Origin of the sequence: Bacillus pfraonensis, assembly GCF_050768835.1 — a bacterium.
Classification (GTDB): Bacteria; Bacillota; Bacilli; order Bacillales; family Bacillaceae_G; genus Bacillus_A; species Bacillus_A pfraonensis.
Genome location: NZ_JAHCDO010000018.1, coordinates 18,110 through 32,130, shown reverse-complemented (window position 1 = coordinate 32,130; position 14,021 = coordinate 18,110). Strand labels below are relative to the sequence as shown.

14 protein-coding genes are annotated in these 14,021 nt (G+C 35.7%); 13 read left to right on the top strand and 1 reads right to left on the bottom strand.

What is annotated here, in order from left to right:
- Nucleotides 1-19: 19 nt before the first annotated feature.
- The 6 genes from KFD70_RS18150 (at nucleotide 20) to KFD70_RS18125 (ending at nucleotide 7,643) form a co-directional block, all read left to right on the top strand.
- Nucleotides 20-1,723 carry an ABC transporter substrate-binding protein gene (locus tag KFD70_RS18150; RefSeq protein WP_336453744.1) on the top strand — a complete coding sequence of 568 codons (1,704 nt, stop codon included), beginning with the start codon at nucleotides 20-22 and terminating at the stop codon, nucleotides 1,721-1,723.
- Between the two features lie 243 nt (nucleotides 1,724-1,966).
- Nucleotides 1,967-3,694, top strand: a complete 1,728-nt coding sequence (locus KFD70_RS18145) for an ABC transporter substrate-binding protein (protein ID WP_336453743.1) — start codon at nucleotides 1,967-1,969, stop codon at nucleotides 3,692-3,694.
- Between the two features lie 109 nt (nucleotides 3,695-3,803).
- Entirely contained in the window at nucleotides 3,804-4,760 is a 957-nt protein-coding gene (locus KFD70_RS18140) for an ABC transporter permease (protein WP_336453742.1), read from the top strand.
- 12 nt (nucleotides 4,761-4,772) lie between these two features.
- The gene (opp4C, locus tag KFD70_RS18135; RefSeq protein ID WP_336453741.1) at nucleotides 4,773-5,690 is read left to right on the top strand and encodes an oligopeptide ABC transporter permease; all 918 of its coding nucleotides are present in this window, start codon (nucleotides 4,773-4,775) and stop codon (nucleotides 5,688-5,690) included.
- A 10-nt stretch (nucleotides 5,691-5,700) separates the two neighbouring features.
- A complete protein-coding gene (locus KFD70_RS18130; RefSeq protein WP_336453740.1) occupies nucleotides 5,701-6,681 on the top strand; it encodes an ABC transporter ATP-binding protein in 981 nt (326 codons plus the stop codon).
- On the top strand, nucleotides 6,678-7,643 hold the full coding sequence (locus tag KFD70_RS18125; RefSeq protein ID WP_336453739.1) for an ABC transporter ATP-binding protein: 966 nt from the start codon (nucleotides 6,678-6,680) through the stop codon (nucleotides 7,641-7,643). The genes KFD70_RS18130 and KFD70_RS18125 overlap by 4 nt, the downstream gene beginning before the upstream one ends.
- Before the next feature lie 235 nt (nucleotides 7,644-7,878).
- Here the strand turns inward: KFD70_RS18125 and KFD70_RS18120 are convergent, their stop codons facing one another.
- On the bottom strand, nucleotides 7,879-8,748 hold the full coding sequence (locus KFD70_RS18120; RefSeq protein WP_420792374.1) for a Cof-type HAD-IIB family hydrolase: 870 nt from the start codon (nucleotides 8,746-8,748) through the stop codon (nucleotides 7,879-7,881).
- A 768-nt stretch (nucleotides 8,749-9,516) separates the two neighbouring features.
- Between KFD70_RS18120 and KFD70_RS18115 the strand changes: the two genes are divergently transcribed.
- The 7 genes from KFD70_RS18115 (at nucleotide 9,517) to KFD70_RS18085 (ending at nucleotide 13,823) form a co-directional block, all read left to right on the top strand.
- Nucleotides 9,517-9,627 carry a DUF3948 family protein gene (locus KFD70_RS18115; RefSeq protein WP_018782013.1) on the top strand — a complete coding sequence of 37 codons (111 nt, stop codon included), beginning with the start codon at nucleotides 9,517-9,519 and terminating at the stop codon, nucleotides 9,625-9,627.
- A 77-nt stretch (nucleotides 9,628-9,704) separates the two neighbouring features.
- Nucleotides 9,705-9,815 (top strand): DUF3948 family protein, encoded by a 111-nt coding sequence (locus KFD70_RS18110; RefSeq protein ID WP_336453737.1) that lies wholly within the window; start codon nucleotides 9,705-9,707, stop codon nucleotides 9,813-9,815.
- A 60-nt stretch (nucleotides 9,816-9,875) separates the two neighbouring features.
- Nucleotides 9,876-9,989, top strand: coding sequence for a DUF3948 family protein (locus KFD70_RS18105; protein ID WP_336453736.1), 114 nt, complete (start codon nucleotides 9,876-9,878; stop codon nucleotides 9,987-9,989).
- Nucleotides 9,990-10,047: 58 nt separating this feature from the next.
- A complete protein-coding gene (locus KFD70_RS18100; RefSeq protein ID WP_336453735.1) occupies nucleotides 10,048-10,161 on the top strand; it encodes a DUF3948 family protein in 114 nt (37 codons plus the stop codon).
- Between the two features lie 366 nt (nucleotides 10,162-10,527).
- On the top strand, nucleotides 10,528-11,646 hold the full coding sequence (gene hppD / locus KFD70_RS18095; protein WP_017154241.1) for a 4-hydroxyphenylpyruvate dioxygenase: 1,119 nt from the start codon (nucleotides 10,528-10,530) through the stop codon (nucleotides 11,644-11,646).
- Nucleotides 11,647-11,728: 82 nt separating this feature from the next.
- Nucleotides 11,729-12,685, top strand: coding sequence for a fumarylacetoacetate hydrolase family protein (locus KFD70_RS18090; RefSeq protein ID WP_336453734.1), 957 nt, complete (start codon nucleotides 11,729-11,731; stop codon nucleotides 12,683-12,685).
- Entirely contained in the window at nucleotides 12,651-13,823 is a 1,173-nt protein-coding gene (locus KFD70_RS18085; protein WP_336453733.1) for a homogentisate 1,2-dioxygenase, read from the top strand. Before KFD70_RS18090 ends, KFD70_RS18085 begins: the two co-directional genes overlap by 35 nt.
- The last annotated feature ends 198 nt before the right edge of the window (nucleotides 13,824-14,021 follow it).

The window sequence follows — 14,021 nt, the reverse complement described above, 5'->3', positions numbered from 1 at the left end:
TAAAGTAAGGGTGAGGAATGTGAAAAAGGTATTTACAGGCTTGCTTGCCACTTTCTTGAGTACTTCTGTACTACTTGCAGGATGTGGTCAAGAAGAAGCGAGTACAAATGAAAAGGCAAGCGTACCAAAAGTAAAAGATGAATTTATTGAAGCAAGTGACAAATCAAAAAGTCCGGCAAAAGCAAAAGAACGAAAAGATACCTTTGTAATTGGAATGCCAAGTCCAGGAGGAATCTTCCTGCCGCACTTTATGGAAAATGGCTGGGATGGTAATATAACGCAAGCCATTTTTGCACCGCTAGTAGGATTAGGTAAGGAAGGGAAACCAATCCCGATTCTTGCGAAGAAATGGGATATTTCTACTGATCAACTTACATATACGTTTCATTTAAAAGACGATTTGAAATTTAGTGATGGTTCGCCATTAACAGCAGATGATGTGGCGTTTACATTAACGCTATTACATGACCCAACTTATAGCGGAGCAACAGATATAAGCCAGACTGCGATTAAAGGTGGTCAAGCTTATAAAGAAGGAAAAGCAAATACAATTGAAGGTATTCAAGTTGTTGATCCGAAAACGATTCAAATTACGACAGAAAAGGTAAATGCACAAACATTGTCTCTGATAGGTGGAGAAGTTATATCAAAAGCTTATTATGGTAAGGAATATAAGCAAGGGCATTTAGAGTATTTAAAAGAGTTATACGGAAAGCCAATGGGGGCAGGGGCGTACAAATTAGATAAATATATTCCGGGGCAGGAAGTTCGTTTTGTTGCAAATGAAAATTATTTTGAAGGAAAACCAAAGATTGAACATTTTATTTATAAAATTACAAAAGGTGATACGAAGCTTCAGCAATTTCAAACAGGTGAAGTAGATTATGATGGTTTTCAAACAAATGAGGAAACGGTTGAACAGTTAAAAGGATTGGGGTTCGCAAATATTAATGTGTATACGGGAAGTTCTTACGGCTATATTAAAATGAATTATAAGAAACCGTACTTTAAAGATAAGCGTGTCCGCCAAGCATTCATTTACGGATTAGAGCGCCAAAAAGTGATTGATACATACTTCCAAGGATATGCTTCACTCGTTAATGTACCGATTACTCCTGTTTCTTGGGCGTATACAGAAGAAGGTATTAATAAGTATGAGTATAATTTAAATAAGGCGAAAAAATTACTTGATGAGGCTGGGTGGAAAGAAGGCACGGATGGAATCCGTGAAAAAGATGGTCAAAAATTGAAAGTAAGTTACTTTGCTTCATCAGCAAGTAAAATCCATGATGTCATGATCCCGGTTATGGAAGAAGATTATAAAAAGCTTGGTGTAGACTTTAACCCTGAATATATGGACTTTAATACGATGATTTCAAAAGTAATTAAGGGAGATTACGACTTAGCGATGGTATCTACGCCAATGATTGATGATCCGAGTGGAACAATTGAAGAATTCGTTTCAATAAGTAAGCGAAATTATGATGGATATCATAATCCGAAAGTAGATGAATTGGCAACAGAGGCGTTGCAAACATTAGACATTGAAAAAAGAAAAGAGATTTATAAGAAACTGTATCAAGAACTTAGTGAAGATCCGCCAGTTATATTCTTAAATAATAGTAAAATTGTATCTGCACATAATGCGAGAATACAAGGATTACAGGAAGATAATTATAACGGAATATTATTAAGCTTACCTAAATTACAGATTCAACAATAATTTTGTAAAAATTCTTGAAATATTTATATAGAAAGAATTGACAAAATATAATGAACGATATAAGCTAATAACCATAAAGTCTACCGGAAAAGTCGGAATAAGATTGTTACCCCTCATAAAACATCTATTTTTTTATATTTAAAACCGACTTTTCCGATGGATTATAAAACATGTTGCTTGGAAGGCATACATTAGGCAAGCAGTTCATAAAGTGTAATTATTAAAAAAGTTAGGGTGGGGACAATGAAGAAAAAGTCAAAAAAATGGGCTGGGGTATTTTCGGTCTTACTGAGTAGTTCGCTTGTGTTATCCGCTTGTGGGGGACAGGAGGATAAGGCTTCAACTGAGCCGGCTAAACAGCAGGATGTAAAAGATTTAAAAATAGAGAAGGTTACAGCGACAGACAAGTCAAAAAATCCTGAGAAAGCGAAACAACGAAAAGATACGCTTATTGTCGGGATTTCAAAACCTGGTGGCGTGTTCTTACCATATTTCCAAGAAAATGGATGGGATGGTAACGTAACATCTGTTATATTTGCTTCTCTTGTATCAACAGATAAGCAAGGGAAACCAGTTCCAGAGCTTGCAGAGAAATGGGATGTATCTTCTGACCAATTGAAGTACAAGTTCCACTTACGTAAAGATTTAAAATTTAGCGATGGTTCACCGTTAACAGCAGATGACGTAGCATTCACATTAACATTGCTACACGATAAGGCTTATGAGGGGAGCTCAGATATTTCACAATATGCAATTAAGGGTGGAAAAGATTATAAAGAGGGAAAAGCAACATCGATTGAAGGAATTAAGGTTGTTGACCCACAAACAATTGAAATTACGACGGAGAAGGTAAATTCTCAGGCGTTAACTGCTCTAGGTGGACCAGTATTATCTAAAGCTTATTATGGGAAAGATTATAAACAAAATACAAGTTTAGATTATTTAAAAGATTTATATGGTAAGCCAATTGCGGCAGGACCTTATAAATTTGAAAAATATGTTCCAGGTCAAGAGGTACGATTTGTAGCAAATGAGCACTACTATGCTGGCAAGCCTAAAGTGAAAAACTTTATTTATAAAATTACATCACCGGACACAAGCTTCCAGTTATTCCAAACGGGAGAAACAGATTATGATGGATTTGCTGCTAACAATGACAATATTGAACAGTTAAAAAGTCTAGGCTTTGCTAACTTCAATATTGAAACAGTGAGTTCATACTCATTTGTTTACATGAATAATAAAAAGCCATATTTAAAAGATAAAAAAGTACGTCAAGCACTTATTTATGGATTAGATCGTAAAAAATATGTAGATACAAACTTCCAAGGAAATGCTTCTGTTGCAAATATACCGATTTCACCGACTTCATGGGCATATGATGATAAGGGGATAAATCAGTATGAATACAATTTAGAGAAAGCGAAAAAATTGTTAGACGAAGCTGGTTGGAAAGTTGGATCTGATGGTATTCGTGAAAAAGATGGCCAGAAATTAAAGTTAAGCTATTATGCAGCAAGTGGAAGAAAGCAAGAGGAAGTATTTATCCCAATTGCAAAAGAGAACTATAAAGCATTAGGTGTGGAGTTCAATCCGGAAATTATGGACTTTAATACTCTTGTGTCGAAGCTTGGAAAGTTTGATTATGATTTAGCTGCTGTTGCAACGCCAATTCTTTCTGATCCAAATGACGCAGTAGCTGAATTTACATCTACACATCCAGATAATTCAGCAGGTTATAGTAATCCAAAAGTAGATGAATTAATTCAAAAAGGTATCGAGACAGTTGATATTGAAAAAAGAAAACCAATTTATAAAGAGTTATATAAAGAACTAAGCGATGATCCACCAGTAATTTTATTAAATTATCGTAAAGGTATTTCAGCGCACAATGCACGTGTAAAAGGAATTGATCCAGAAAAATACGATAGCATTAGTTCAAACCTACCTGTTTTATCTATTGAACAATAAGGATAAGTAAGGAAAAATAGAAGACATTTTTTCATACAGCTATAAGAGTGTGCTGTCTTGAAAAAGTGTTCTTCTATTTTTAAGTCAATATGATTGGGGAGACAAAAAGGTGAAAACATATATCATTCGTAGGTTTCTGCAAATGATTCCTACACTTTTTGGTACATCTATTATTATCTTTTTCTTATTCGCTCTCTTGCCGGGGGATTATGTGGATTCAAATCCAAAGTTGACGCCAGAAAGAGCGCAAGAGTTAAGAGAACTGTATGGATTAAATAAGCCTATTATTGAAAGGTACTTTCATTGGTTAGGTAATGCGTTACATGGAGATTTTGGTTTCTCGTTGCAATATCAAGAGCCTGTAACATCATTGCTTAATAAATTTATTTGGAATACTTTTATTGTTGCGGTTGCCGCTTTATTTTTTACTTGGTTAATTGCTCTTATTATCGGTGTTGTTTCGGCGACAAGGCAGCATTCATGGTTCGATGGACTTGTTACAATTGGTGTCTTTGCAGCGATGTCATTTCCATCATTTTTTATTGGTTTGTTTTTAATTAAGGTATTTGCTGTTGATTTTCATTTATTACCGATTGGTGGCATGATTGATATAGGAAGTAATTCGACAGGTCTTACGTACATACTAGAAGTGCTAAGGCACATGATTTTACCGGTATTTATTTTAACACTTCTTGGTGTTGGATCATTAACTCGTTATTTTAGAACAAGCATGCTTGAGGTTGTAAGACAAGATTATATTCGAACAGCTCGTGCTAAAGGGTTGAAGGAAAGAGTTGTCATTTATAAACATGCATTGAAAAATGCAATTTTACCAGCGATTACGTTACTTGCATTTGAATTACCAGGGTTGTTCTCCGGTGCAATTATTATTGAGCAAATCTTTAATTGGCCAGGTATTGGGAGTATTCAATTAGAAGCGTTGAGTTTTCGTGATTATACAGTGTTAATGGCATTTACAATGTTTCTCTCTTGCCTAACAATTATCGCAAACTTTTTGGCAGATATCGTTTATGCGATTGTCGATCCACGTATTCGATTAAAGTAAGGAGGGAGAAAGATGGAGTCTATTGTAACAGTAAAGAAGAAAAAAAGAGAAAAACGAAATGTGACTTCACCATGGGGTCAAGCATTTACTAGAATTAAGAAAAATAAATTAGCATTGTTTGGTTTTTATATCCTAATTTTTATGTTTGTATTTTGTTTTATTGGACCATTTTTTTCACCATATGCTTCTGGAACAATTCAAGTAACACAAATTAATAAGCCACCGAGTTTTTCTCATTGGCTTGGTACAGATCAACTTGGAAGAGATATTTTAACACGATTAATGCAAGCGGGACGAATTTCATTAACAATTGGTTTAGCTTCGATGATATTATCTGTCATACTCGGTGCATTATTAGGAGCTATCTCTGGCTTTTATCGCGGTATTGTAGACCATATTATTATGCGTATTGCAGACGTGTTAATGTCTATTCCAGGATTACCATTACTTATTATTATGGGTGCTATTTTATCAGAATGGAAACTTCCATCTGAATATCGACTGTATGTTGTTATGATCATGTTAAGTTTGATTGGATGGCCGGGACTTGCACGTCTGGTACGAGGACAGATCTTGTCGCTTCGAGAACAATCATTTATGCAAGCTGCTGATGTATTAGGATTAAAGGATTACCGAAAGATCGTACATCATTTAATTCCGAATGTATTCCCTTTATTAATTGTTGTAGCAACATTAGGTGTAGCAGGAGCTATTTTAAGTGAATCAGCATTAAGTTATCTAGGCCTTGGAGTTGTACCTCCTACGCCATCATGGGGGAATATGATTAGTGCAGCGAACTCATTAATTGATTTCCAAAAGCGTCCATGGTTATGGATTCCGCCTGGTTTTGCAATTTTTATAACAGTTGTATCAATTAACTTACTTGGTGATGCACTTCGTGATGCATTAGATCCAAAGATGAAGCGGTAGGTGAGGAAGCATGAGTAAAGCGGTAGTAGAGCTAAAGGATTTACAAACACACTTTCAGACAGAAGAAGGTACGGTAAAGGCCGTCAATCATGTTAGCTTTTCCGTACGAGAAGGTGAAACAGTTTGTGTAGTAGGAGAATCAGGTTGTGGGAAAAGTGTAACAGCTTTATCTATTATGGGACTTATTGCTGAATCTGGAGGCATTGTTGGCGGTGATATTCTTTATGAAGGGCAAAGTCTTTTAGGAATGAAAGAGAAGGAACTTCGTAGTTTAAGAGGAAATGACATTGCGATGATTTTCCAAGAGCCAATGACATCCCTTAACCCAGTATTTACTGTTGGAGAACAAATTGTGGAAACGTTAAGAGAACATGAACTCCTTAGTAAAAATGAGGCATATAAAAAAGCGATTGAACTCATTCGTAAGGTGGGTATTGCGCGTGCGGATGAAATTGTACATTCCTATCCACATGAGTTAAGTGGTGGGATGTTACAACGAATTATGATTGCTGTCGCACTTAGTTGTAATCCGAAGTTGTTAATTGCTGACGAACCAACAACAGCTCTTGATGTTACGATTCAAGCACAAATATTAGATTTATTAAGACAAGTAAAAGAAGAATTTAAAACATCTATTTTATTAATTACACATGATTTAGGTGTTGTCGCAGAAATGGCAGATTATGTTGTTGTAATGTATGGCGGTAAAGTCATTGAAGAAGCACCTGTACTAGAGCTATTCCAAAATCCGAAACACCCATATACAAAAGGGTTGCTAAAGTCAAAACCGATAATGGGAAAACGAACAGATAAATTGTATTCCATTCCGGGGCAAGTTCCAAACTTAGTTGGCTTAGGAGAGTTTTGCTACTTTAGTGGTCGCTGTGAACATTGCATGGACATATGCAAGAATGAAGCACCAGAGCTTAAGGTGCATGAAGAGAATCATAAAGTAGCTTGCTGGTTATATGAGGAGCGTGCTGAGCAATGAGTGAACCGTTATTAGAAGTAAAGAATTTAAAAACACATTTTCCAATTAAAGGCGGCGTATTTGGTAGAACGATTGGACATGTAAAGGCGGTAGATGGAGTAAGTTTTACAATTAATAAAGGCGAAGTATTTGGCCTTGTCGGTGAATCCGGAAGCGGAAAAACAACAATCGGAAAAACGATTCTTCGCCTTGTTCAGAAAACAGAAGGTGAAGTGAAATTTAAAGGAAAAGATGTTCATACGTTATCGAAAGAAGAACTGCGAAAACATCGTCCGAATATGCAACTTGTATTCCAAGATCCATTTAGTTCATTGAATCCACGGATGCGAATTGGTGAAGCACTTGGTGAACCAATGTTGGCGCATGGGCTAGCGACGAAAGAAAACGTTCGTGAAAAAGTATTAGAAGTGCTAGAGTTATGTGGGTTAGCACCATATCATATTGATCGTTATCCGCATGAATTTTCTGGAGGACAACGTCAGCGCATTGTTATTGCAAGGGCGATGGTATTAAATCCAGAGTTTATTGTTGCTGATGAACCCGTTGCAGCATTAGATGTATCGATTCAAGCGCAAATTATAAACTTGTTTAGTGAATTGCAAGAGAAAAAAGGTTTATCCTATTTATTCATTTCACATGATTTAAGTGTCGTCGAACATTTATGTACCAAAATTGGAATTATGTATTTAGGGACAATCGTGGAAACTGCACCTCGTGATGAATTGTTTGCAAATCCACTTCATCCGTATACGAAGGCATTGTTATCAGCTGTACCAATTCCAGATCCCACTGTTAAGCGCGAACGAATTATTTTGCAAGGTGATATTCCGAGTCCAGCGAATCCACCCTCAGGCTGCCGCTTTCATACACGTTGCCCGTTTGCAACAGATATTTGTAAGCAGACTATACCGGAATTTCGTGATATTAGAGAAGGACATCTTGTTGCTTGCCATCATGTATAAAAGAAAAGGACTTACTATAAGGAAACTTTATAAAAATATCGTAGATGAGGATGAGCGCGCAAAATGGTAAATGAAATTTTATTGGCGATTTTTTGAATATATCGATCGTTTCTCATCATATATCGGCGAGGGTATCGACCATTCGGCAAATAGCGATACAGAAAAAGAATCTGTTGTCTTTAGTTTCCCAACGCTTTAAGAAAAGGACCCTTCCAAATACGGAAGAGTCCTTATTTTATTTACTTGATGATGGTTGCAATACATACAGCTCAATTGCATGCGCAACACCATGCTCATCATTTGTTAATGTAACAACATCACATAATTTCTTTACATCTTCCTCAGCATTTCCCATTGCAACAGATAAGCCAGCTACTTCTAACATTGGTACATCATTAAAGTTATCACCGATTGCAATTGTATCCTGAATTGGAATGTTGAAATAAGATGCCATTTCTTGCAACCCATTTCCTTTATGGCCATGCTTGTCCATAATTTCTAAATTTGTTGGAGCCGATGCTGTGACCATAATTTCTTTATCTTCTTGTAAAGAATGCAGTAGTTGTGAACGATGTTCTGCATTAAATGTTAAAATGAAGAATTTCGAGATTTCTAAATCTGGATTATTTACAACATCTTCGATTTTTTGGAAATCAGTAATTAAGTTCGATTTTTTTTGCTTCTCTGTAATTCGTTCTAGTTCTTCAATTGTAACATCAAGTGCATGCTTATTTTCTTCGAATGTATGCATTACCTTTTCATTCCAATTATAAGGAGAATAAACTCCTTTGTTTGTGTACAGTTTATATGGGAATCCTTGAGATTCTAGTAATTTAGCTAGTTTGTATACTTTATCGTTTTGTAAACAACGTGCGTTAATTACTTTTCCATCAACATAAACAATTGCCCCATTGCTTGCTCCAACTGGAAGTGATAATTGATACTCTTCCAATAGCTTTAAAGCATCTTCTTTTGCACGACCAGAACAAATCATTACAATATGACCAGCTGCTTGAGCAGTGCGGATAGCTTGTAAGTTTTCTTTGGAAATTTCGAGATTAGATGATAGTAATGTACCATCCATATCTAGTGCGATTAATTTCAAAATGACCACCTCTTTGTTTTTATTATACATAGTTATCTTTAGGAAACATATAAACTTATCTTGGACTTTATGGAAATGTTAGTGTAAGGAATAAAAAAAGACTGCGTACAGTCTACTTTAGAGAGAGGTATGTGCTTGTATGACCTTGTTCAGTAATTGCTTCTATATCATTAGATAACCCTTTTATTAAATCAAGATGAATAAAGAGCGGTTTTGGACATTTTTTAATACCTTTCTATATTTGATGAAAAATGATAATGATCCATTTATCAATAGTATTGCATCAGCATCAGAGGTAAGGGCTTTGTTAATATTTTCGCATGTGCACGCGGCGATGAGACGTTGCTTTTTGAAGAAAGATTGTGTGTTCAATGGATATCCTTCCTTTACAATAAGACGCTATAGTTTCATTGTAAGCGGATAATGTTAAGGGAGTTTTAAATTAATGTTAACAAAAAGTAGTAGAAGAGCTGTTTATGACTCTTTTTACTACTTTTTTTATTGTGTAACTGTAATGTTACATTAGTATTACAAGTCTATACGTGTTGAAAAATGCTATATAAAGGGGTTTATGGATACATTTGAATAATTTCGTAAAAAAAATGTAATAAATTTTACGTATTTATATTGCAGTGTGAAAAAACTTATGTTACATTAATGTTACAAACGTTACACAAGTTAATTCAATGTAACGTTAAGATAAAAACTATGAATTAATCATTTCTTCGGAATTACATATAAATATCTATTAATAAGGAGAGAGTAAATATGAAAATCGAACAAGTATTACAAGTAACAAAAATGGATTTCTTAGGATCAGCAGGTGGAGCAGCAGTATTAACAGCATTAATCGTACTTCTTTCTAACGTTTTAGTATAATAGAAACTTTGTACAAGCAGTAGAACGGATCGTATTACATAAAAAGAAAGTTATGAATTGAAGGGAGAATGGGAAATATGAAAAACAAAGAAGTATTACAACTAACAAAAATGGACTTATTAGGATCAGCAGGAGTAGCAACAGTATTAACAGCATTAATCGTATTTCTTTCAAGTGCATTAGTATAATAGAAGTTTTGTACAGGTAATAAAGTAGTATAAGGAGTTTAAAATAAAGTTGAAAGGAGAATGAGGAATATGGAACAAGTATTACAAGTAACAAAAATGGATCTTTTAGGGGCAGCAGGTGGAGCAGCAGTATTAACAGCATTAATCGTATTTCTTTCTAACGTTTTAGTATAATAGAAGTTTGCATAAGTGATAAAGAGTATGCAGAGTTTAAAGTAAAGTTGAAAGGAGAATGAGGAGTATGGAACAAGTATTACAAGTAACAAAGATGGATTTCTTAGGGGCAGCAGGTGGAGCAGTAGTATTAACATCACTTATTGTATTCCTTGCAAATGTATTAGTATGATGAGTATAGATAAGAGGAATTTCTCATATGCTATTCGTACCATTATTCAAAAAAAATAAAGGCTCTAACATATTATAGATTGTTAATATGTTAGAGTCTTTTTTGTATTCTACTAGTTTTTTATTTGTTCTATATCCACAGCATTCAATCATATCCTTATATGTAGGAATTCCCTATTACTTGAAAGAGAAAAAAGTCGAATTTTATATGAGAGAAAAAAAGAGGAATTTGACAGAAAAGATAGAAAATTTTAAGAGTCAGAAATTTGTTAGCTTGCTAACTAATTTTTTTAGTGATAGCTGGAAGCGCTTTCGATTGGTTTAAAGTATGTAATATTTAATTTATTTACAGGGGGATGAGGAATTTATGAAACAAAAATCTATGGATACGTTAGCTGCACAAATGGAGGATTTCTTTCCGGTACGTGATGTCGATCATTTAGAATTTTATGTAGGAAATGCAAAGCAATCGAGTTATTACCTTGCGAGAGCGTTTGGGTTTAAAATTGTTGCCTATTCTGGATTGGAAACAGGAAATCGCGAAAAGGTATCGTATGTTCTTGTGCAAAAAAACATGCGTTTTGTTGTGTCTGGAACTTTAAATAGTGAAAGTCGTATTGCGGAATTTGTAAAAACTCATGGTGATGGAGTAAAAGACGTAGCTTTACTTGTTGACGATGTTGAAAAGGCCTATTCAGAAGCTGTAAAACGAGGTGCTGTTGCGATTGCTCCGCCGGAAGAATTAACGGATGAGCATGGGACATTAAAAAAGGCGGTTATCGGTACGTATGGCGATACAATCCATACTCTTGTGGAGCGTAAAAATTATAAAGGTAAATTTATGCCTGGTTATGAAGAAGTTGAATTCAATATTCCGAGTGAAGAATCAGGATTAATCGCTGTGGATCATGTTGTTGGTAACGTTGAAAAAATGGAAGAATGGGTTAGCTATTATGAAAATGTTATGGGCTTTAAACAAATGATTCATTTTGATGATGATGATATTAGTACGGAATATTCCGCTTTAATGTCAAAAGTTATGACAAATGGAAGTCGTATTAAGTTTCCAATTAATGAACCGGCAGATGGAAAGCGTAAATCACAAATCCAAGAATACTTAGAGTTTTATAATGGTGCAGGTGTACAACATTTAGCATTATTGACAAATGATATTGTGAAAACAGTTAAAGCGCTTCGTGCCAATGGAGTTGAGTTTTTAGATACACCAGACACGTATTATGATGAGTTAACAGCGCGCGTCGGTGAAATCGATGAAGAAGTTGATAAGTTAAAAGAACTTAAGATTCTTGTGGATCGTGATGAAGAAGGTTACTTGCTACAAATCTTTACGAAGCCAATCGTGGATCGTCCAACATTATTTATTGAAATTATTCAGCGTAAAGGTTCTCGTGGATTCGGGGAAGGAAACTTTAAGGCTTTATTTGAATCCATTGAAAGAGAACAAGAGCGCCGCGGAAATCTATAAAATTGTTATCGGTCAGTGGGGGATAGAGAAAACCCTCACTGATTAAAGTTTCACTTTATATAAACGGTGAGGAGGAATAGTGATGAAATTTATTACATTTCGTCTTCCTTCAGGAGAAATGCGTGCAGGTTGGCTGGAAGGTGACAAAGTCATCGATATGAATCTAGCAAGTAATGGAACTCTTCCTTCATCTATGCTCGCTTTTTTAGAGAAAGCGGATGAATATATAGAAATCGTACGTGGTATTCGAAAACCAACAAGTGGCGTGTACGCTTTGGAAGATGTGCAGCTTTGTGCAGCCATTCCTAATCCAGGTAGTATTCGTGATTTTTATGCGTTTGAGCAACATGTCAAAACGGCTCGCGGGCGACGTGGTTTAGATGTTGTTCCTGAGTGGTATGATATTCCGGTTTTTTATTTTACAAATCACCGTGCTGTTATTGGACCAGACGTTACAGTTTCTTGCCCGAAACAATCGCAAAAGCTTGACTATGAATTAGAAATTGCTTGTGTCATTGGGAAAGAGGGAAGAAATATTTCGCGTGAACAAGCCGAAGAATATATTTTTGGTTACTGTATTATGAATGATTGGAGTGCAAGGGATTTGCAAGCTAAGGAAATGAAAGTGGGGCTTGGTCCTGCAAAAGGAAAAGACTTTGCGACTTCATTAGGAGCATATCTTGTTACGAAAGAGGAGTTAGAAGCTTATCGCATAGGTGAACAGTATAACTTAGAAATGACTACTCACGTCAACGGAGAACTTTTGTCTAAAGGGAATCTTCAGGATATTTACTATACGTTTGCAGAAATGATAGAACGTGCCTCAGCGGATGTTACGTTATATCCAGGAGATGTAATTGGTTCGGGAACGGTTGGTACTGGCTGTATTTTAGAACTTGGTACAGAAAAGTGGTTACAAGATGGTGACGTTGTAGAACTTACAATCACTGGACTTGGCACATTACGTAATACAGTGAAAAAAGAAATGAAAGCGGGTGATGGGCATGTATTATCGTCACATGGGGGAGCTTCCTCATAAACGACATGTGCAATTTCGTAAAGAAGATGGATCACTTTATCGTGAACAGGTGATGGGAACGAAAGGTTTCTCTGGTACACAATCTATTTTGTATCATCATTATATGCCAACTGAAGTAGGACACGCCGCGCTAGCGCATTCCTGTCAGTTGCAGTATGAAGAAGATGTAGCGCTTGCTCATCGTCATTTTCGTACGAAGGAAAATAGAAAAACTGGTGATGCAGTAAGTGGAAGGAACTTTATATTAGGGAATGAGGATTTATTAATCGGTGTTGTGAATCCGACAGAAAAAATGGATTATTTCTATCGCAATGGTGATGGAGATGAAATGTTATTTGTTCATTATGGAACTGGGAAAATTGAGACAATGTTTGGAACGATTCATTACCGTAAAGGTGATTATGTAACGATTCCGATCGGAACAATTTATCGTGTTATTCCAGATGAGGGAGAGTCTAAGTTTCTTGTTGTAGAAGCGAATAGCCAAATTACAACGCCACGTCGTTATCGTAATGAGTATGGTCAATTGTTAGAACATAGTCCTTTCTGTGAAAGGGATATTAGAGGACCAGAGAAGTTAGAGACATATGACGAAAAAGGCGAGTTTGTCGTCATGACAAAGTCGAGAGGTTACATGCATAAACATATTATGCAGCATCACCCGTTAGATGTTGTCGGATGGGATGGATATTTATATCCTTGGGTCTTTAATGTGGAGGATTTTGAACCAATTACAGGTCGTATTCATCAGCCACCGCCAGTCCATCAAACTTTTGAAGGGCATAACTTTGTGATTTGTTCTTTTGTGCCGCGTTTATATGATTATCATCCAGACGCAATTCCAGCGCCGTATTATCATAGTAACGTAAATAGTGATGAAGTTCTTTATTATGTAGAAGGTAACTTCATGAGTAGAAAAGGTGTAGAAGAAGGTTCAATTACCCTTCATCCAAGTGGTATCCCGCATGGGCCACATCCTGGAAAAACAGAAGCGAGCTTAGGGAAAAAAGAAACAATTGAATTAGCAGTGATGATCGATACATTCCGTCCGCTTCGCATTGTGAAACAAGCGCATGAGACGGAAGATGAGAAATATATGTATAGTTGGATTGAGGAAGGTTCATATACTACGAAATAAAAAAAGAGGAATGCTCATTTTCTGAGCATTCCTCTTTTTTAGTTGGAATCGACAATGTATAGAATATCAAAAATAATTATAAAAAGATATAGGGATATAAATATATACATTATTTGTATATTATTTATCTTTTTATGTCGAATGATAAATTTGTTTAATTTGGTGAACAAATAGGATAACGAAGGATGCTATACATTG